The sequence below is a fragment of the Streptomyces lomondensis genome (genome assembly GCF_014651035.1).
Classification (GTDB): Bacteria; Actinomycetota; Actinomycetes; order Streptomycetales; family Streptomycetaceae; genus Streptomyces; species Streptomyces lomondensis.
This window is the reverse complement of sequence record NZ_BMWC01000001.1, coordinates 1,158,114-1,176,691: the sequence shown is the minus strand read 5'-3', so window position 1 is coordinate 1,176,691 and position 18,578 is coordinate 1,158,114. Positions and strand designations below refer to the sequence as shown.

At 73.1% G+C, this 18,578-nt stretch carries 17 protein-coding genes; 7 read left to right on the top strand and 10 right to left on the bottom strand.

All coding sequences use genetic code 11. From position 1 onward, the window contains the following. Together pspAA and IE255_RS05055 are read right to left on the bottom strand one after the other, a co-directional pair. Complete coding sequence (gene pspAA / locus IE255_RS05060; RefSeq protein WP_190048872.1) at window positions 1-279, bottom strand: PspA-associated protein PspAA; 279 nt, start codon at window positions 277-279, stop codon at window positions 1-3. 23 nt (window positions 280-302) lie between these two features. After that, entirely contained in the window at window positions 303-1,088 is a 786-nt protein-coding gene (locus IE255_RS05055; protein ID WP_190048871.1) for a PspA/IM30 family protein, read from the bottom strand. A gap of 318 nt (window positions 1,089-1,406) precedes the next feature. Between IE255_RS05055 and IE255_RS05050 the strand changes: the two genes are divergently transcribed. Then, window positions 1,407-2,006, top strand: a complete 600-nt coding sequence (locus tag IE255_RS05050; RefSeq protein WP_190048870.1) for a DUF3043 domain-containing protein — start codon at window positions 1,407-1,409, stop codon at window positions 2,004-2,006. A gap of 83 nt (window positions 2,007-2,089) precedes the next feature. Beyond that, a complete protein-coding gene (locus IE255_RS05045; RefSeq protein ID WP_190048869.1) occupies window positions 2,090-2,791 on the top strand; it encodes a class I SAM-dependent methyltransferase in 702 nt (233 codons plus the stop codon). A gap of 57 nt (window positions 2,792-2,848) precedes the next feature. On the opposite strand, the gene IE255_RS05040 is transcribed toward IE255_RS05045, so the two are convergent. Beyond that, window positions 2,849-3,061 (bottom strand): hypothetical protein, encoded by a 213-nt coding sequence (locus tag IE255_RS05040; protein WP_190048868.1) that lies wholly within the window; start codon window positions 3,059-3,061, stop codon window positions 2,849-2,851. 248 nt (window positions 3,062-3,309) lie between these two features. Here IE255_RS05040 and IE255_RS05035 point away from each other — a divergent pair, with 248 nt between their 5' ends. Beyond that, window positions 3,310-4,509, top strand: coding sequence for a bifunctional adenosylcobinamide kinase/adenosylcobinamide-phosphate guanylyltransferase (locus IE255_RS05035; RefSeq protein WP_190048867.1), 1,200 nt, complete (start codon window positions 3,310-3,312; stop codon window positions 4,507-4,509). 549 nt (window positions 4,510-5,058) lie between these two features. Here IE255_RS05035 and IE255_RS05030 read toward each other — a convergent pair. Further along, complete coding sequence (locus tag IE255_RS05030; protein WP_190048866.1) at window positions 5,059-6,108, bottom strand: class I SAM-dependent methyltransferase; 1,050 nt, start codon at window positions 6,106-6,108, stop codon at window positions 5,059-5,061. Between the two features lie 178 nt (window positions 6,109-6,286). Between IE255_RS05030 and cobT the strand changes: the two genes are divergently transcribed. Together cobT and IE255_RS05020 are read left to right on the top strand one after the other, a co-directional pair. Further along, complete coding sequence (cobT, locus tag IE255_RS05025; protein ID WP_190048865.1) at window positions 6,287-7,405, top strand: nicotinate-nucleotide--dimethylbenzimidazole phosphoribosyltransferase; 1,119 nt, start codon at window positions 6,287-6,289, stop codon at window positions 7,403-7,405. Between the two features lie 129 nt (window positions 7,406-7,534). Further along, window positions 7,535-8,269 (top strand): hypothetical protein, encoded by a 735-nt coding sequence (locus IE255_RS05020; protein ID WP_190048864.1) that lies wholly within the window; start codon window positions 7,535-7,537, stop codon window positions 8,267-8,269. Here the strand turns inward: IE255_RS05020 and IE255_RS05015 are convergent. After that, window positions 8,173-8,937: a hypothetical protein gene (locus IE255_RS05015; protein ID WP_190048863.1), complete on the bottom strand. Its 765-nt coding sequence runs from the start codon at window positions 8,935-8,937 to the stop codon at window positions 8,173-8,175. The two genes, IE255_RS05020 and IE255_RS05015, sit on opposite strands and share 97 nt — an antisense overlap. A gap of 60 nt (window positions 8,938-8,997) precedes the next feature. On the opposite strand from IE255_RS05015, the gene IE255_RS05010 reads away from it, so the two are divergent. Then, window positions 8,998-9,780 (top strand): adenosylcobinamide-GDP ribazoletransferase, encoded by a 783-nt coding sequence (locus IE255_RS05010; protein WP_190048862.1) that lies wholly within the window; start codon window positions 8,998-9,000, stop codon window positions 9,778-9,780. A 35-nt stretch (window positions 9,781-9,815) separates the two neighbouring features. Here the strand turns inward: IE255_RS05010 and IE255_RS05005 are convergent, their stop codons facing one another. The 5 genes from IE255_RS05005 to IE255_RS04985 form a co-directional block, all read right to left on the bottom strand. After that, a complete protein-coding gene (locus IE255_RS05005; protein ID WP_190048861.1) occupies window positions 9,816-10,595 on the bottom strand; it encodes an endo alpha-1,4 polygalactosaminidase in 780 nt (259 codons plus the stop codon). Further along, entirely contained in the window at window positions 10,592-11,242 is a 651-nt protein-coding gene (locus IE255_RS05000; RefSeq protein WP_190048860.1) for a spherulation-specific family 4 protein, read from the bottom strand. Before IE255_RS05000 ends, IE255_RS05005 begins: the two co-directional genes overlap by 4 nt. After that, window positions 11,239-12,747, bottom strand: a complete 1,509-nt coding sequence (locus IE255_RS04995) for a hypothetical protein (RefSeq protein WP_190048859.1) — start codon at window positions 12,745-12,747, stop codon at window positions 11,239-11,241. The genes IE255_RS05000 and IE255_RS04995 overlap by 4 nt, the downstream gene beginning before the upstream one ends. Then, on the bottom strand, window positions 12,744-14,267 hold the full coding sequence (gene pelF / locus IE255_RS04990) for a GT4 family glycosyltransferase PelF (protein WP_190048858.1): 1,524 nt from the start codon (window positions 14,265-14,267) through the stop codon (window positions 12,744-12,746). The genes IE255_RS04995 and pelF overlap by 4 nt, the downstream gene beginning before the upstream one ends. 99 nt (window positions 14,268-14,366) lie before the next feature. Then, window positions 14,367-16,400, bottom strand: coding sequence for a hypothetical protein (locus IE255_RS04985; protein WP_190048857.1), 2,034 nt, complete (start codon window positions 16,398-16,400; stop codon window positions 14,367-14,369). 346 nt (window positions 16,401-16,746) lie between these two features. Here IE255_RS04985 and IE255_RS04980 point away from each other — a divergent pair, with 346 nt between their 5' ends. Beyond that, the gene (locus IE255_RS04980; RefSeq protein WP_190048856.1) at window positions 16,747-18,273 is read left to right on the top strand and encodes a leucyl aminopeptidase; all 1,527 of its coding nucleotides are present in this window, start codon (window positions 16,747-16,749) and stop codon (window positions 18,271-18,273) included. The last annotated feature ends 305 nt before the right edge of the window (window positions 18,274-18,578 follow it).

Here is an 18,578-nt window from a genome sequence, read left to right as displayed (position 1 = left end):
TCACCCCGGAATCAGGCCGTCGTCGCTCAGGAGCTCCCTGACTTCCTCCAGCGTCGCGTCCGGGGACGGCAGGATCAGTTCGGACGGCTCCAGGAAGTCGTCCGGCAGGGGTTCGCCCAGGTCGCGGACCCTGGCCAGCAGGGCCTGGAGGGTGCGGCGGAAGCCGGGGCCGTCGCCGTTCTCCATTTCCGCCAGGAGCTCGTCGTCCAGCTTGTTCAGTTCGGTGAGGTGGCCGTCGGCCAGCCTCACCTGGCCCTCCCCCATGATCCGTACGATCATGTCGCCCTCCTAGGCGTGGGCCCCTACTGCTTGTCGAAGCGCGGGGTGTCCTGCGGCTGCTGCTGGGACTGCTGCTGGCCCGTGCCGCCTTCGATGGCCTGCTTCCCGGCGCTCGGGCCGCCTGCCAGCTCGGCCTTCATGCGCTGGAGTTCCAGCTCTACATCCGTACCACCGGAGAGCCGGTCCAGCTCGGCCTGGATGTCGTCCTTGTGCATGCCGGACTGGTCGTCGAGGGCCCCGGAGGCGAGGAGCTCGTCGATCGCGCCGGCGCGGGCCTGGAGCTGGGCCGTCTTGTCCTCGGCGCGCTGGATGGCCAGGCCGACGTCGCCCATCTCCTCGGAGATGCCGGAGAAGGCCTCGCCGATCCGGGTCTGCGCCTGGGCCGCCGTGTACGTCGCCTTGATCGTCTCCTTCTTCGTACGGAAGGCGTCGACCTTGGCCTGGAGCCGCTGGGCCGCGAGGGTGAGCTTCTCCTCCTCGCCCTGGAGCGTCGCGTGCTGGGTCTCCAGGTCGGTCACCTGCTGCTGGAGGGCGGCCCGGCGCGAGAGCGCTTCCCGGGCCAGGTCCTCCCGGCCCAGCGCGAGCGCCTTGCGGCCCTGGTCCTCCAGCTTGGTGGACTGCGACTGCAACTGGTTCAGCTGGAGCTCCAGGCGCTTGCGGGAGGTCGCCACGTCGGCGACGCCCCGGCGGACCTTCTGGAGCAGCTCCAGCTGCTTCTGGTACGAGTAATCGAGGGTCTCGCGCGGGTCCTCGGCCCGGTCAAGGGCCTTGTTCGCCTTCGCGCGGAAGATCATCCCCATACGCTTCATGACACCGCTCATGGGCTTCGCGCGCCCCCTTCTGACCGACTCCGGCAGCTGCTCCTGCGACAGAACCCACAGTACGGGCCCTGCATCCATTACCGCACTGTTCGGGGACGGATGCGCTCATCCCCAAGGACGACTGCGTGCGCTCCCGCTCCGGCGTAGGGAGTAGGTGATCCCCGGGGTTACCGGAGGCGTACATCCCGGGGAACGGCCGGGTGCGTACGCAACGTCCCCTCTGTCCCCTTACAGACGACTGGTGTTGCCGGATCGTTCCCCACGGGACTGGGGTCCATGCCCGGGAAGCCCTTACCCTTGGGTTTTGTGTTCCGTAGCCGTGCGAAGGATGAGAAGTCCCAGGCAGCCGACAAGGCGCCGGTGAACTTCTCCAAGCAGCCCCGCGACCCGCAGGCCCCGAAGGGCAGGCCCACGCCCAAGCGCAGTGAGGCCCAGTCCCAGCGCCGCAGCGTCGCCAACACGTCGATGACGCGGAAGGAGGCCGCCAAGCGGCAGCGCGAGGAGCGCCGCAGCGCGCTGGAGCGCCAGCGCCAGGCGCTGGCGAGCGGCGACGAGCGGTACCTGCCCGCGCGTGACAAGGGACCGGTCCGCCGGTTCGCCCGCGACTTCGTCGACTCGCGGTTCAACATCGCGGAGTTCTTCCTGCCGATGGCCGTGGTCATCCTCGTGCTGAGCATGGTGCGGGTGGCCGCGCTCCAGAACATCGCGCTGCTGCTGTGGCTCGTGGTGATCGTGCTGATCGTGCTCGACTCGTTCGTCACCGGCTTCCGCCTGAAGAAGCAGCTGAACGAGCGCTTCGCGGGCGAGAACAAGCGCGGCGCCGTCGCCTACGCCCTGATGCGCTCCCTCCAGATGCGCCGGCTCCGGCTGCCGAAGCCCCAGGTCAAGCGCGGAGAGCGGCCCTGACCACGACGCCGTTCTCCGGGGGTGCGGCGGATGCCTGGCTGGACGAGCTGGGCGGGCTGCGCGATGTCGTCCGCCAGGAGCTGGTGACCCGCCAGCTGGACGAGCAGATAGTCGGCCGGTTCCCGGTCGGGCAGCGGCTGCGGGTGCTCGACGTGGGGATGGGCCAGGGCACGCAGGCACTGCGGCTGGCCCGGGCCGGGCACCAGGTGACCGGTCTGGAGCAGGACCCGAAGATGATCGCCGCGGCCCGGGAGTCCCTCGCCGGGGAACCGGAGGGCATCCGGGAGCGGATGCGGATCATCGAGGGCGACGGCCGCGACACCGGGGTGCACTTCCTGCCGGGCAGCTTCGACGTGGTGCTCTGCCACGGCGTGCTGATGTACGTCGAGGAGCCCGACCCGCTGCTGGCGGGCCTGGCCCGGATGCTCGCGCCGGGCGGTCTGCTGTCCCTGCTCGTGCGCAACGGGGACGCGCTCGCGATCCGGCCCGGGCTGTCCGGCGACTGGTCGGGCGCGCTGGCCGCGTTCGACACGACCGCCTACCGGAACCGGCTGGGGCTCGACGTACGGGCGGACCGGCTGAAGGACCTGACGTCGACGCTCGCCGGGATCGGGGCGCCGCTGCACGCCTGGTACGGGGTGCGGGTGTTCACGGACACGGCGGCGGACGGCGCGGAGGTCCCGGCCGACGTGGAGACGCTGCTCGCGGTGGAGGAGAAGGCCGGGCGGACGGATCCGTACCGCGGGGTGGCGGCGCTGCTGCACCTGTGCGGCGTACGGGGCTGATCACCCGGAACTGCCGGGCAGAGGGGTGGGCGAGGGCCGTCGGCCCCCGCCCCCGGCTCACGCCTCGGCCGCGTGCAGGCTCATCGGCCCGTAGATCTCCGTGGCGTCCTCGAACAGCCGCACCTGGTCGGCACCGCCCTCCTTCAGCGCCTTCCAGTGCTCCCCGATCCAGGACTCGGCGTCCCCCTGGGTGGGGAACTCCTCCGGCGGCACCGCGGGCTGGACCTCCGTCCCGTCGGTCTTCTCGAACCGCCACGTCCATGCCGCCATGTACGCCTCCCATGTGTGTGAGCACACTGCACAGCGAAAAGCCGGATCTTGGTCCGGCTCCTGACCAGAGCCTATGCGCTCCGCTGGGTTCGGCGTTATAGGCCTTGCGGGGTGCGGGTGGTCGGGCGCGTGCGGGTCGTGGTGGGCTGGTCGCGCCCGCGCGGCGGAGCCGCACATCGATACGGCCCGCGCCCCTATCGGGGCGTCTCCGCAACGCATGTCCCATGCTCGCGGGTGAGAATCGGGGCGTGGAACTGACTCTCCTCGGTACCGGTGCTCCTGCGGGACTTCCCCGCCCCGACTGTCCCTGTGCGGCCTGTGCGGCTGCTCTCGGCCCCGATGCGCGGGCGGCCACCGCGCTGCTGCTGGACGGGGCGCTGCTGCTCGACCTGACGCCCGGAGCGGCGTTCGCGGCGGCGCGGGCGGGGCGTTCCCTGACCGGCGTACGGCAGGTGCTGCTGTCGCATCCGCACGACGGGCCCGCGGTGGAGGTGCCGGCCGGGGTGCCGCAGCCCGGACGGGTGCCGGACGGCCGGGAGTTGACGCTGCTGACGGGGCACCGGGTGCGGGCCGTGGCGCTGGACGCGCCGGGCACGGGGTACGCGGTGACCGGGCCGGAGGGGCAGCGGCTGCTGTACCTGCCGCCGGGCGGGGCGCCGGCGGGTCTCGAGGAGCCGGCCGAGTCGTACGACATGGTGCTCGTGGACGTCGTGGGGCGGCCGGACGCGCTGGCGAAGCTGCGGGCGGTGGGGGCGGTGGGGCCGACGACCGATGTGGTCGCCGTCCATCTGGACCACGACGTGCCGCCGGGCCCGGAGCTGCGGCGGCGGCTCGCGGCGGCCGGGGCGCGGGCGGTGCCGGACGGGGCGACGCTGTCGGTGGGGGTCTACGAGGACGTGCCGGACGTGCCGCGGCGGACGCTGGTGCTGGGCGGGGCGCGGTCGGGGAAGTCGGTGGAGGCCGAGCGGAGGCTGGAGGCCTTTCCGGACGTGCTGTACGTGGCGACGGGCGGGTCTCGCAACGGCGACACGGAGTGGTCGGCACGAGTGGCCGCGCATCGGGAGCGGCGGCCGGGGTCGTGGCAGACGGTCGAGACGTGTGATCTGGTGCCGCTGCTGGAGGCGGAGGGGCCGCCGCTGCTCATCGACTGTCTGTCGCTTTGGCTGACGGACGCGATGGATGCGGCCGGGGCGTGGGACGACGCGGTGTGGGCGGAGCGCGGGGAGAAGGCTCTGCGGGAGCGGGTGCGGGAGCTGACGGAGGCGGTGCGCTCGACTCGGCGGACCGTTGTCGCCGTGTCGAACGAGGTGGGCTCGGGGATCGTGCCGGCGACTGCGTCGGGGCGGCGGTATCGGGATGAACTCGGGCGGTTGAACGCGGGGTTCGCGGACGAGTGTGAGCATGTGCTGCTGGTGGTGGCGGGGCAGGCGGTGGTGCTGCGGGGGTGAGCGGTGGCAGCGTTGTCGCTGGGGCCGGGGCGTTGCGCGGCTCGGCGCGGCCTCGATCGTCTTCGAGGTGACGTACGGCGCCACGACCTCGCCGTCGGAGTCGACGATGTGCAGCGTCGTGCCTGCCTCGACTGCCGCGACGCGGACGTCATCGCCAGGAAATGGCGCGGCACCTGCGACGAGGGAGACGACAGCGCTCCGCAGTACAAGGTCACCTGCAACAACAAGGTGATCGGCGCCGCCTGGTTCCGTTCCGAGGTGCCGGACCCCCAGCCGATCGACATGCCCTCGCCCCTCGACATGCACAGCCACGGCACCCACATCGGCACCACGATCGCTACACCCTGTGGACCTGGAAGGTCGGCCAGGGCCAGGCCGTCGATGCCACGGTCACTCCCGTCACCCGGCAGGTCACCGCCGGGGACAGCCCCGAACTGACGGTCACCTGGCCGGACGCCACCAGGAGCGCTACCTCGGAACGGTGGAGTACGGCGACGGTTCGACGACCCGTGGGCCGCACGACGCTGAGGGTCACACCGTAGGCGCCGGCTACGGCTGCTTGCGGGCGATGACCCGGTAGGCGTTCGCGCAGCGCGTGCGGCGGGCCACCGGGGCGATGAGGTGGTCCGCCACCGCCGCCAGGGCCACCAGGGGGACGCCGGCCCGGAGCAGGGCCGTGCGGAGGTGCTGGTGGGCCTGGGGCGGGGGGATCGCGCGCCACGGGGTGTCGGGGGCCGGGAGGGCGTGGGAGAGGGCCAGGGCCGTGGCGCCGGAGAGGTCGTGGGGGACGTGGGCGGGGCGGTGGTCCAGGGTGAGGACCGTGCAGCCCGCCGCCTCCAGTTCGGCTCTGAGGTTCTGCGGCGGGAGCAGGTGGAGGTGGCGGGGCTGGTCGTAGGGGAGCCACCAGCGGCCCAGCAGGGCGGCGAAGACGCTGCGGGGGTTCAGGGTTTCCACCAGGAGGTGGCCCCCGGGGCGCAGGACAGCCAGGGCCGCGCGGAGTTCCGCTCGGGGGTCCGCCGTGCCTTCCAGGTGGTGCAGCATGCTGACCACGTCGTAGCGGGCGCGCAGCACCGCGGCGATGCGAGGGTCCGTCAGACGGCCCACGTGGGCCTCCTCGACACGGTCGGCCGAGCGGGCCCGGACCACGCGGGGGGTCGGATCCAGGCCGTCGAACGCGGTGTAGGGGAAGAACTCCCGGGCCGTGGCCGGGAAGCGCGCATGGCCCGTTCCCACGTCCAGCCAGCTCTCCGGCTCCCCGAACCGCCGCATCGCACGGGCGGCCGAGCGGTGGCGGAGCCGGCTGCCGCGCAGCGCGAGCAGGAGGTCGGCCGCCTGGTCCCTGGGCGCTCCGCGCACGGTCCGGTGGTAGAGGGCGAGGCCCTCCACCGTGAGGCGGGGGTTCTGGAAGGTGTGGCCGCAGTCCCGGCACTCGTCGACGGTGAAACCGCCCGGCTTGTACTGCCGCAGATCACCGGTGCGCAGCCGGTTCCGCAGCCGGGCGGAGCCGCACCAGGGGCAGTCCTCGCGGCGCGGTTCGTGGACGCGCGTGGTCGCCTGGGGGGTGGGGGGTGCGGAGGGGACGACGGGATGTGCGGGCATGGGCGGCTCCCGGGCGCGAGGGCGTACGGCACGGACGTACGGCGATCCACTACCGCATACGACAATCCGCTGCAAAACGGAACGTATGGGATGCCGATCCCGGGTGCAACGACGTCGTCGTGGCGGAGTCGTGATCTGGGCTCCGTGGTGTTCGACCGGTGCCGGTACTGTTCGGCGAATGAGCTCGCTGAATCTCGACGACTTCACCGATCTGATCGAGCGGCCGGACGGCGGGATCCGCCGTGACGCCGAGGCGCGCCGGGAGCGACAGATCGTGCCGCCCGGGTCGCTGGGCCGCCTCGACGACCTGGGTGAGTGGCTGGCGGCGGCGCAGTCCGCCGTGCCGGTGCGGCCGGTCGAACGGCCTCGGGTGGTGCTCTTCGCCGGTGACCACGGCATCGCCGAGCTGGGCGTCTCGGCCCGGCCGGCGGGCGGTGCCGGGGAGCTGGTGCGCGAGGTGCTGGAGGGCGGCCGGCCCGTGTCGGTGCTGGCGCGGCGGCTGGGCGTGCCGGTGCGGATCGTCGACATGGCGCTGGACTGTGACCCCGAGTCCCTGCCCGAGGACGTCGTGCGGCACCGGGTGCGGCGCGGCAGCGGCCGGATCGACGTCGAGGACGCGCTGACCTTGGAGGAGGCCGAGGCGGCGTTCCGGGCCGGGGTCGCGGTGGCCGACGAGGAGGCCGACTCGGGGACGGATCTGGTGGTGCTCGGCGATGTCAGCGTCGGCGGGACCACGGCGGCGGGCGTGCTGGTCGCGGCGCTGTGCGGGGTCGACGCGTCGGTCGTCACCGGCCGCGGCGGGCTCGCCATCGACGACCTGGCGTGGATGCGCAAGTGCGCGGCGATCCGGGACGCGCTGCGGCGGGCCCGGCCGGTGCTCGGGGACCAGTTGCAGCTGCTGGCGACGGTGGGCGGGGCCGACCTCACGGCGATGACGGGCTTCCTGCTCCAGAGCGCGGTGCGGAAGCTGCCGGTAGTGCTGGACGGGGTCGTGACGGCCGCGTGCGCGCTGGTCGGGCAGCGGATCGCGTTCCGGGCGCCGGACTGGTGGCTGGCCGCGCACGACAGCGGGGAGCCCGGGCAGGCGAAGGCGCTGGACCGGATGGCCCTGGAGCCGCTGCTGACCCACGGGGTGACCGTCGGCGAGGGCGCCGGTGGCCTGCTGGCGCTCCCCCTGGTGCAGGCGGCGGCCGCGCTGGCGGCGGAGCTGCCCGAGAAGCCGAAGGAGTCGGAGGCCCCTGAGGAGCCGGAGGCAGCCGGGGAGCCGGACGTCTCCGAGGCTCCCGCCGAGCAGTAGCACCGGGAGAGCCAGGTCACGCACGCTTGGCTCAACTTCGTCCCGTTCCGGTCGGTCTTGGAACGTGGTGTCGGTTCGACCGAGTCGCAGACACCCTAGACGTACCGACGCACGGACGAGGACGACCGGATGACCACGCTCGCCCGCTGGGCCCGCGCCGAATGGGGGCCGCTGTACGCGGCGGTGCGCGGGCCGCTGCGCGAGCGGCGGTGGCGGGCCGCGCCGATGGCGGTCGCGGCCGTCTGCCTCACGGCCGCGCTGCACTTCGTGCACCACCAGGCGTGGGGCTACGGGTTCGTGCAGAACGTCGGTGCCGTACGGGCCGAGGACCCGCTGTGGCTCGCGCTGCTGCGGACGCCGCTGTCGCTGTTCGTGCCCGCGCTGGACCTGCCGGTGTGGGGCGCGCTGGCGCAGATCCTGCTGGTGTTCGGCATCGCCGAGCTGTGCCTGGGCTGGTGGCGGACCCTGGCCGTCGCCTACCTCGCCACGCTCGCGGGCACGCTGTACGCGCGCCTGGGCATCTGGCTGGGCCCGGACTCCCCGCTGGGCCTGCCCGCCTCGGACGCGTGGGTCGTGGACACGGGGCCGTCGGCGGCGGTGGTGGGCCTGGCCGTCTTCCTGGGCCGGCGCTGCCGCGCGTACGTCACGGCCGGTGCGGTGATCGTGGCGATGGTGGTCGAGGTCGTGCTCAAGGAGAACCTCGCGGGCAAGGAGCACCTCGCGGCGATCGCGGGGGTGCTGGTGCTGTGCGCGGCCGTCGAGCTGCGTCAGTGGCGTTCGAGGGTCCGGGCCGGCTCGGGATCGGGCCTGCCGCCGATCCAGTCCTGGAAGGCGCGCCGGGGGCCCGACCAGCGGCGGTCGTGATGGTAGGCGCGCAGCCCTGACTTGGCCCGGGCGCGGGGGCGGTGCCGGTAGAAGCGCTTGGCCCAGGGGGAGCCGGGGCGGGCCAGCCGCACGGCGCCGATCAGGGCGATGACGGGAACGATCACGCCGAAGACCGCGAGGCGGGTCTTGCCCTTGAACAGGGCGATGAGGGCGAACAGGAAGTTCACGACGACGTTCACGATGACGCCGGCGCGGTTCTCCTGCTGGTCCTCGCTGAGGTCATTGACGCCCAGCGGAGAGAAGCCGATCAGCAGCAGGCCTACGAGGGCGGCGGTGAGGACGACGACCTCGACGCTCTTGCGGCCCGCCTCGGTCCAGTAGACGTCGGCGAGATGCAGGACCAGGGCGAACTCGTCGAGGACGAGCCCCGCGCCGATGCCGAAGACCACCGCGCTCACGGCCGGGCCGACGCCTTGCGCCCCACCGGCCACCGCGCCGAAGCCGCCGATGAGCGTCAGGACGACCCCGGGGACGACGTGGTGGACGTGGACGCCGCCGCTGCCGCTGATGTTGCGGAACGGGCCCTTGCCCGCCCGGATGAGGCGGGTGATCATCCGGGTGATCAGGAACGTCAGCACGAAGGAGACGAGGGCGAGGAGCAGCGGCAGTTTGCCGGGTTCGATGATGTTCCGCTCCAGCCACTCCATATGTGAACTTTATCCTCGGCCGCCGTGTCCGCTCTCCTGACCGGCCGGTAGCCTGCGCCGGTGCCCAGATCCTCGCCCCTCGACGGTGTCCGCTTCGCCTTCGGCACGCTCACGGTGTTCCCGGTCCGGGTGACCCGGTGGGACCGGGAGGCGGCGCGCGGCGGCATGCTGTGCGCGCCGCTGGCCGGGCTGGCGGTCGGGGCCGCCGCCGCCGCGCTCGGGCTGGTACTGCTGTTCCTCGGGGCGGGTGCGCCGCTCGCCGCCGTGGCCACCGCCGCCGTCCCCGCCGTCCTCACCCGGGGGCTGCATCTCGACGGACTGGCGGACACCGCCGACGGGCTGGGCAGCGGGAAGCCCGCCGAGGACGCGCTGCGGATCATGAAGCAGTCGGACATCGGGCCGTTCGGGGTCATCGCCCTCGTCCTGGTCCTGCTCGCGCAGGTCGCCGCGCTCGCCCAGGCGTACGACACCTCCTGGGCCCGGGGCGCCTTCGCCGCCGTGGTCTCCGCGACGCTCGCGCGGCTGGCCCTGACCCTCGCGGCCCGGGCCGGGGTGCCGGCGGCGCGGCCGGAGGGGCTGGGGGCGGCGGTCGCGGGTGTGGTGCCGGTGCGCGGAGCGCTGCTCGCCGCCGTCGCCGTGGCGGTCCCGGCGGCGGCGGGGGGTGCCCTCTTCGGGGCGTACGACCTCGCCCGGACCGCGCTCGCGGTCGTCGTCGCCCTGGCGGCCGCCGAGGCCCTCCTGCGCCACTGCACGCGCCGCTTCGGCGGGGTCACCGGTGATGTGTTCGGCGGACTCGCGGAGACGGCCGCGACCACGGCGCTGGTCGTGCTGTCACTGGGCTGACTGCCACTGGGCCGAAACGATCTCCGGGATCGGTCTCAGCACGCCTGTCGCCACGCCCCCAGTTCGTACTTCTTGAGCAGCGAACTGAGCTTCAGGCGGCGGGACTCGGCGCAGAAGCGGCCGGTGGGCACCTCGTACTCGACGTGGAAGACGGCCTTGCCCGCCTCGACGAACGGCTTCAGGGCCCCGCACTCGCGGTACTGGGCGCACTGCTCGTTGACCGCGAAGTCGAAGTCCCCGACCAGGTCCGGGATCTGGTCCAGGTCGTTCTTCAGGCCGACGGCCAGGCCCCGGTCGTGGGCCAGGCGGGCGATGAGGCGGTTGTAGCGGAGCTGGTCGGTGGCGGTGAGCGGGAAGCCCGTGTCGTTGCGGTAGCCGTCCATGTTGTCGGGCTCCACCGCGTCGAAGCCCTTGTCACGGCACATGTCGAGGCGGGCCGCCATGAGCGGCTCCAGGACGTCGGTGCGGCGGATGTCGAGCCAGCGTTCGCCCTGCCAGCCGTTGCCACGCCCGAGAACCTCCTTCGGGAACTTCCCCGCGTCCGGGCGGAACTCCTCCCAGGCGCCGGTGGACAGGTAGCAGATGACCCTGCGCCCGTCGTCGTGCAGCCGGGCGACCGTCTCCTCGGAGGTGTCGAAGCCGTCGACGTCGTAGACCGGCACGTCGACGGAGGTGTCCAGGCGCCCGCTGAGCTGCCACTGCCAGGCGGTGCCGGGGCGGGGCTGCCAGCGGGGGCCGGGCTTGTCGTCGGGGCCCTGGGTGCAGCCCGCGAGCAGCAGGAGCAGCAGGGCGGCGGGCAACAGCGGGCGTCTCACGAGGTGTTCTCCAGGGTGTACGGCAGGGTGCCCCAAGGATGATCTCCGGTTCCGGGCACCGCGCAGTGCACCGCCGCACCCCGCGCCCGGGCGAGGCCCTCCGGGTCGGCGCCGGGCGGCACGCCGTACACCAGGTGGCACAGCCGTACGTCCGTGCCGCCGGGCCAGGGCCGGGGGTGCTGGGCGCGGTACGCGTCCCAGGTGCCCTCGAAGGTGACGAGGACGTCGGCGATGCGGGCGTAGCTGGGGTGCGGTGGCGTGCCGTGGTTGAGGACGAGGGTGCGGCAGCCGACGCCCCAGGCGGCCACCGCGAGCTTCTGGTAGTGCTCGAACTCCTCGGGCCCGGCGGGGACCTGGTCGAGGAAGGCGCCGTCGGTGCCGTACCAGTCGCGGTGCCGGGTGAGGTCGCGGACGACGTCGGTGGCGGCGCGGCGGCCGTAGTCGGTGTCGGCGTACCCGAGGAGCCGGACGCCCGCCTCCTTCAGCCGGCCGGCGACCTCGGCGAAGGCCGCGTCGGGCCGGTCGCCGGGGCCGCTGGCCGGGTTGAGGACCACCCCGTAGAGGCGGGGCGCCGCCGCGACGATCGCCTCCCATTCGGCGGGGCGGGCGGACGGGTGCTCGTAGTACGGGACCAGGAGAGTGCTCATCGGTGGGCGGTTGCCCTCCCCAGCAGCGCGCACACCAGGACGGCCTGGACGGCGGCCGCCGTGCCGTAGACGACCGCACCGGCCAGGTGCGGATCACCGGTGCGGGTGACGAGGAGCAGGGTCTGGGCGAGGGCGGCGGCGCAGCACACGGCCGTCGCGCCGGTCACCGCGCCGAACGACTGCAGCAGCAGGCCCGTCCACAGGACCACGCCCAGCAGGAGCAGCCCGGCCAGCCGGACGCCGCCGGGGACCGGGGCCCCGGGCCACAGGGCGGAGGCGGCCAGGCTCAGGACGAGCAGGGCGGCGAGGTAGGCGGAGAGGCACTGCGCGACGGTGAGGACCGTGGTGCGCCAGAAGTCCCGGGCGGTGCTGCTGGAGCGCAGTCCGGCGAGGCTGTCGCTGCGGAAGCGGTACAGCAGCCACTCGGCGGGCCCCATGCTGAGGGTGAGCGCCACGGCGGCGGGCGCGGCCACCGCGCTCTGCTCCTGCCCGGCGAGGACGTCGCCGAGCGCCGCGTACAGCACCAGGACGCCGGTGCCGAGCCCGAACAGGGCGTACGGCAGCGAGCTCGTGAGCCGGGGGCCGGCGGGGCGGCGGTGTGCGGGGGCGGTGCCGAACGCGCCGAACGGGAGCAGGGCGACGAGGCCGGCGGTCCAGCCGCCCTCGCTCTTCAGGGCGGGCGCGACCTCGCGCAGCCCGAGGACCGCGACCGCCGCCAGGGAGCCCAGCAGCAGCGTCAGGCTCGCGGCCTCGGGCAGCGGGTCGACAAGGGACAGGACCGCGCCCATGGCCATCGGCGCGAGGGCGACGAGCAGGTGCCGTTCGCGGCCCATCACCAGCAGGACGGTCGCCGCGGCCAGGTAGCAGGACTGACCGGCGGCGAAGGCGACCACGGTCGGGGCGGCGCCGCCCGCGAACGCCAGGGCGACCAGGGAGCCGAGCAGCGCGCCCGCCGGGGCGCCGAGCAGCAGGGCGCGCCGGGCGGCCGTCCGGTCGCCCAGCCCCAGCCACGCGTACGCCCGGTGGGCGAGCCCCTGGTTCCACGTCCAGCCGCACAGGGCACCGGCCAGGAGCGGGACCGTGCCCGCGGGGAGGCCGAAGTCGTCGGGGCCGGTGAACAGGGGCGCACCGAGGACGTAGGCGAGGCCGGGCAGGGCGAAGACGACGCCGCGCAGCAGGCAGCCGAGCAGGCCGATCCGCCAGGGGTCGGGGGCCGGGCCGTCGGGCTCGGGGTAGCGGCGTTCGACCCGTTCGTAGAGGGTCTCGGCGAGCGCGAAGGAGTTCTTCACGCCGTACCGCTCGCGTATCTGGTCGTCGGAGAGGCCGTCGGACTCCAGCAGGGCGGCTATCTCGTCCGGGTGGACGGCCGCGGCCACGAAGTCCTCCAGGCGGTCGGCGAGTTCGTCGACCGGGTCGGGCTGGGCCCAGCTGGGGGTGCGCTGCCGGGGGATGCCGGGGAGGGTGTCCGGGCGGGAGCCCGGGGGCAGCCAGACGTTTCCGCTCACCAGCCCGCTCCGTCCGTCGCGACGGCCGCGTACCAGGGGTCGCGCAGTTCCAGGGTCCAGTCGGCCACGGTCTCCAGCGTGGGTTCGTACACCTCGTCCTCGCCCGCGAGTTCCTTGTAGATGGTGCGGAAGGCGTCCACCGAGCGGCGCAGCGTGAACCGGTCGATGACGCGCTGGCGCGACAACCGGCCCAGTTCCAGGCGGCGTTCGTCGTCCTTGAGCAGGGTCAGCGCGGCGGCGGCCATCTTCTCCGGCTCGCGCGGGGGCACCACCAGGCCCGTGTCGCCGACGGCCTCACGCACTCCCCCGACGTCCGTCGACACGGTCGTACGGCCGCACGACATAGCCTCGATGATGGAGAACGGGAAGCCCTCGGAGATCGACGACAGCATGACGAGGTGCCCGGCCGCGTACGCGCGCCAGACCTCGGTGATACGGCCCTCGAAGGTCAGGCCGTCGGTGACGCCCAGTTCGGCGGCGAGTTTCTCCAGGCGGGTGCGGTAGGCCTCGCCGCCGGGCGGGACCGGGCCGAAGAGCCTCAGCCGGGTCGCCGGGATCTCGGCGCGCACCAGGGCGTAGGCGCGGATCAGGGTCTCCAGGTCCTTGATGGGGTCGATGCGGCCGCACCATGACAGGGTCGGGACCTCGGGCTCGGGGCCGGCGTGCGGGAAGGCGGCCGGGTCGACGCCGTTGTAGACCGTGCGGATCTTGTCGGCGTCGGCGCCGCCGCGCTCCTCCCAGCGGCGGTTGTACTGGTTGCACGGGGTGATCAGGTCGGCGGCGCGGTAGCCGTGGGAGTTCAGCTCGCGGTAGAAGCCGAGCATGAACGCCTTGACGGGCCAGCGCTGGGCGTCGCGGCGGTAGCCGAGGTAGCGCTCGCGCAGGTAGATGCCGTGCTCGGTGAGCAGGAACGGCACCCCGTCCAGGTGGCGGGCGGCGAGCGCGGGCAGGGTGGCGAGGCCGCTGCTGACGGCGTGCGCGACGGAGTCCTCGGGTATGCGCACGCCGAGCGGGCGCAGGGCGTGTTCCAGCAGGTCGGTGGCGGTGAGCGCGTCGTGCACGGTGGGGCGGGCGGCGGCCGTCGGCAGATGCGGCATGGTCCAGATCCACATCAGGGACCGCAGCGCCGACTCGGTGCGCAGGGCCGCCGACAGGCGTCCGTCCCGGGCGAGTTCGGCCAGCTCGTTCAGGGACTCGCCGAAGTCGGCGTGCGAGGCGGGGTCGAGGAAGGAGAGCAGGAACCGCTCGTAGGCCTCGGTGAAGCGGCGGCGGGCCCTGCCGTACGGGGGTCTTCCGCGGCCGGGGCGCGGGCCCCAGGTCGGGACCGAGGTATGCGCGTAGACGTTGGGCGGCAGTTCCCAGGTGACGGGTTCGCAGCCGTTTCCGGTGAGCGAGACGATGTGGAAGTCGACCTCGGGCATGCCCTTGACGAGCTGGTCGCACCAGGTGCTGACGCCGCCGTGGACGTGCGGGTAGGTGCCTTCGGTGAGCATGGTGACATGACGGCCTGTTCGCCTCATGCGGTGATTCCCCCTGTGATGCGGATGGTGTGCGGGGAGCTGCTGCCGGATCCCGAGTGCGGGGCCGTTGTGGCTGGTCGCGCAGTTCCCCGCGCCCCTTTAGGGCAACTTCAGCGTGAGAGCCGACTGGAGTGCTGCCGGGGTCGTCCAGGCCGAGCGGGCTCCCGCGTACGGGGTGCCGAACTCGGTGGCGCCGAGCAGGGTTTCCTTCTTCGTGCCCTCCGGCGCGGTCACCGGGATCTGGGTCCCGGACGGGGCGGTGACGGTGACCGTGCCGCCGATCCGGTACGCCGTCACGCTGCCGTTCGCCAGGGCGGTCTGCCAGGCGGCGCGGCGCCGCACCTCGGTGCCGATGGCGCTGTGCCGGGGGTTCTCCAGCGGGGTGTCGTCGGCGAACAGCGCCCGGTAGTCGTCGAGCACCCGCTCCATGACCGGGTAGAGCAGCCGGTCCTCGGCCAGGTTGGACTGGTGCGCGTAGTGCGGCCGGGGGTCGCCCGCGAGGACGTGCCCGAGGGCGGTGCGGGCCTCCTGCGGGACGATGTGCTCGGCGTAGCCGGTGTCCGGGTCGAGCGGCTCGTCCAGGCAGGTGGAGGTGGGGTTGTCCTCGCAGACGCCGCTGCCGCCGTCGGCCCGCGAGGCGTAGACCCAGTTGTACTCGTCGGCCATCTCGGCCGCCGTGCCCACGTTGTAGTAGACGTTCATCGGGTGGCGCGGCACGGTCAGCGCGGTGCCGATCGGGCGCTGCTCGGGCTCGCGGGAATTGTCCGAGGCGATCCACTTCACGCCGGTGTCGGCGAGGGCGCCGGCCAGGTTCGGGTTGTCGGCGGGCTGCTGGGGCAGGGTCTTCAGGCCCGAGTGCTCGCCGGTGACCAGTTCGGTGCGGTCGACGGGGAGGCCCTTGGCCACGGCCCAGTCGTGGTTGTCGCGGATCTGCGCGGCGATCTCGGCGCGGCTCATGTACTTCGTCGAGCCGTCGGTGTTCTTCGCACAGCTCCACGGCACGGTGGAGGTGTCCTGGACGCAGCCGAGGAAGGGGTGCGTGTAGGTGTGGTTGACCCAGCGGTACTGCGCCTTGTCGGCGAGGAGCCGGTCGGTGAGGGCGTCGGTGCCGCCGTGCTCGGCCTTCCACGCCTCGCCGGAGCCGGCGTTGTAGACCATGTCCATGGTGAAGCCGTGCTCGCGCTGCCACTGGGCGGCATAGGCGGCGTCGTCCGCGGTCATGCGGATCGGCGTGGTGCCCTCGCCGTCGCCGCCCGCGCAGTCGAAGTCGCCCGGGGTGCAGTTGCGTTCGGTGTCCCAGCGGCTGTCCGGGGCGAACACGTCGTCGATGTGCACCGCGAAGGAGTTGCGGGTCTGGCCGAGGTGCACGCCCTGGGTGAGCCACTCGACGATGCCGCGGGCCAGCAGCCGGAACTGCTGCTGGTTGCCGTTGTAGGCGAAGGTCACCACCAGCTCGCGGCGGCCGTCGTGGGCGTACTCGCCGACGAGGCTGCCGCGGCCGGTGCCGCCGGGCACCGGGATGTCGACGTAGCTGGTGAAGCCGGTGCGCGGCCGGGCGACGTAGCCGTAGCTCTCCTGGACGTCCGGCGCGTTGTCCTCGAACCGGAACGCGCCGTCGAGGTAGCCGAACCAGCCCGCCTTCCCGGCCGCGGTGACGGATGCCTCGCGCCCGTCGAGGGTGCCGGCCCAGCCGCCCTCGCTGGTGTAGTCGAGGCCGACCTCCGGGTGCGCCCAGGTGTAGGCGTCGACCTGCGGGATGCCGTACGTCCGCTCGTAGGTCTCCAGGGCGGTCTGCTCGGCGGAGCCGGCGCCGAACGGGGACTCGTTCGGCAGGACGACGCCCTGGTACCTGGCGCGGGGCCGGCCGTTCACGGTGTCGCTCAGGAACGACTCGGTGATCTTCGGGCGGCCGGTGTCGTTCAGGTCGACGGTCGTGTACGGGATGCCCGTGCTCTTCAGCTGGGCGGCGACGGCCCGGACGGAGCTGTCGCCGTTGTCCACCACCAGCACCTTCAGATCGATGCGCGGGGCTTCCGCGGCCGCCGCCCCCGGAGCCACCGCCCCCGCCGTGATCATGCCCGTCGCCGTCACCGCGGCGGCCGTGTTTCTCCATCTGCGCGCACGCTGCGCCATGGTCCCCTCCCCCAGAAGATCCCGGAATCCCCTTGCGGTCGAACAGAGGAGGATCCGTGGAAATCATGCAAAGCGGTGAGCAGAGCGCTCACCGGATCCCGACGAGTGTGACTCAGTTCACCGACATAGAGGATCAAGAAATGGCCACTACGCCACCGACAGGTGAACGCCCGCAGGAATGAGCGAACGGGGCCACGCGCGTAGTCTCGTCGTCGAGTGTTCGCCGCACCGGGGAAGGCCCCGCGGATCCCAGACCCTGAGGTCGGAATAGGGTCGGCTGTCGGGCCCGGTCGACCCACACCGTTCGACCACAGCAACTTCACATCGGAAGCGAGATTTCACCACCGTGACTGCTCTCACTCTCAGCACCGCCGCGGCGCCCGGTCTGCGGGCCGACGCGATCGTGATCGGTGTCGCCAAGGGAGCCAAGGGGCCGGTCGTCGCACCGGGCGCCGAGGCCGTGGACAAGGCGTACGACGGCAGGCTCGCCGGCGTCCTGGAGACTCTCGGCGCCTCCGGTGCCGAGGGCGAGGTGACGAAGCTGCCGGCACCGTCCGGCTTCAAGGCACCCCTCGTTCTGGCGGTGGGCCTGGGCGCGGTCCCGGAGAAGGACGCCGACTACGACACCGAGGCGCTGCGCAAGGCCGCCGGTGTCGCCGCCCGCGCCCTGGCCGGGTCCAAGAAGGCCGCCTTCGCCCTGCCGCTGACCGACGCCGCCGACGCCGCCGCGATCGGGGAGGGCGCGCTGCTCGGCGCGTACTCCTTCGACGCGTACAAGGCCAACGGCCAGGACCCCAAGGCGAAGAACGGCAAGGCCCCCCTCGCCGAGGTCACCCTGCTCGGCGGCAAGCCCCGCGACAAGGCGTACAAGGCGGCGATCGAGCGTGCCGTCGCCGTGTCCGAGGAGCTCAACCGCGCCCGCGACCTGGTCAACACCCCGCCGAACGACCTGAACCCCGAGTCGTTCGCCGCCATCGCGCAGGCGGCGGCCAAGGAGCACGGCATCAAGGTGCAGGTGCTCGACGAGAAGGCCCTCGCCAAGGGCGGCTACGGCGGCATCCTCGGCGTCGGGGCCGGCTCGGCCGCGGGACCGCGCCTGGTCAAGCTGTCGTACACCTCCTCCAAGGCGAAGAAGCACCTCGCCTTCGTCGGCAAGGGCATCACGTACGACTCGGGCGGCATCTCGCTGAAGCCGGCCGGTCACAACGAGACGATGAAGTGCGACATGAGCGGCGCGGCCGCGGTGTTCGCCGCGGTCGTCGCCGCGGCGCGCCTCGGCCTGGAGGTCAACGTCACCGGCTGGCTGGCCCTGGCCGAGAACATGCCCTCCGGCTCCGCGACCCGTCCGGGTGACGTGCTGCGGATGTACAGCGGCAAGACGGTGGAGGTGCTCAACACCGACGCGGAGGGCCGGCTGGTGCTGGCCGACGCGCTGTGGGCGGCGTCGCAGGAGAAGCCGGACGCGATCGTGGACGTGGCGACGCTGACCGGGGCGATGGTGCTGGCGCTGGGGAACCGGACGTTCGGGATCATGGGCAACGACGACTCCTTCCGCACGGCGCTGTACGAGGCGGCCGGGGAGGTCGGGGAGCCGGCGTGGCCGATGCCGCTGCCGGAGCACCTGCGCAAGGGGATGGACTCGCCCACGGCCGACATCGCGAACATGGGTGAGCGGATGGGCGGCGGGCTGGTCGCCGGTCTCTTCCTGCGCGAGTTCGTGGGCGAGGGCATCACCTGGGCGCACCTCGACATCGCCGGGCCGGCCTTCAATGAGGGCGGGCCGTTCGGGTACACGCCGAAGGGCGGCACGGGCAGCGGTGTGCGGACGCTGGTGCGGCTGGCCGAGCTGACCGCCGCGGGTGACCTTGGCTGAGTTCGCCTCTTAGCCCGGTCTCGCCGGTTGTGTGGCGAGTGCGGGGGCGTGGGGGCTGGTCGCGCAGTTCCCCGCGCCCCTTTGGGGCGTCGCCCTGGGGCTGGTCGCGCCCGCGCGGCGGAGCCGCAGATCAGACACAGCCCCGCGCCCCTTGGGCGCTCCCCCCGGGCGGCTCATGTGAACGTGGGGCGTCTCACACAGCAGCCCGGCGTCTCCTTGTGTGCTGACAAGTGCGAAGATGGGGCTCGGCAGGACAGGGCCCCACCGAAGGGCCGAAGAACGAGCGGCCGGACACCAGCCGCCTG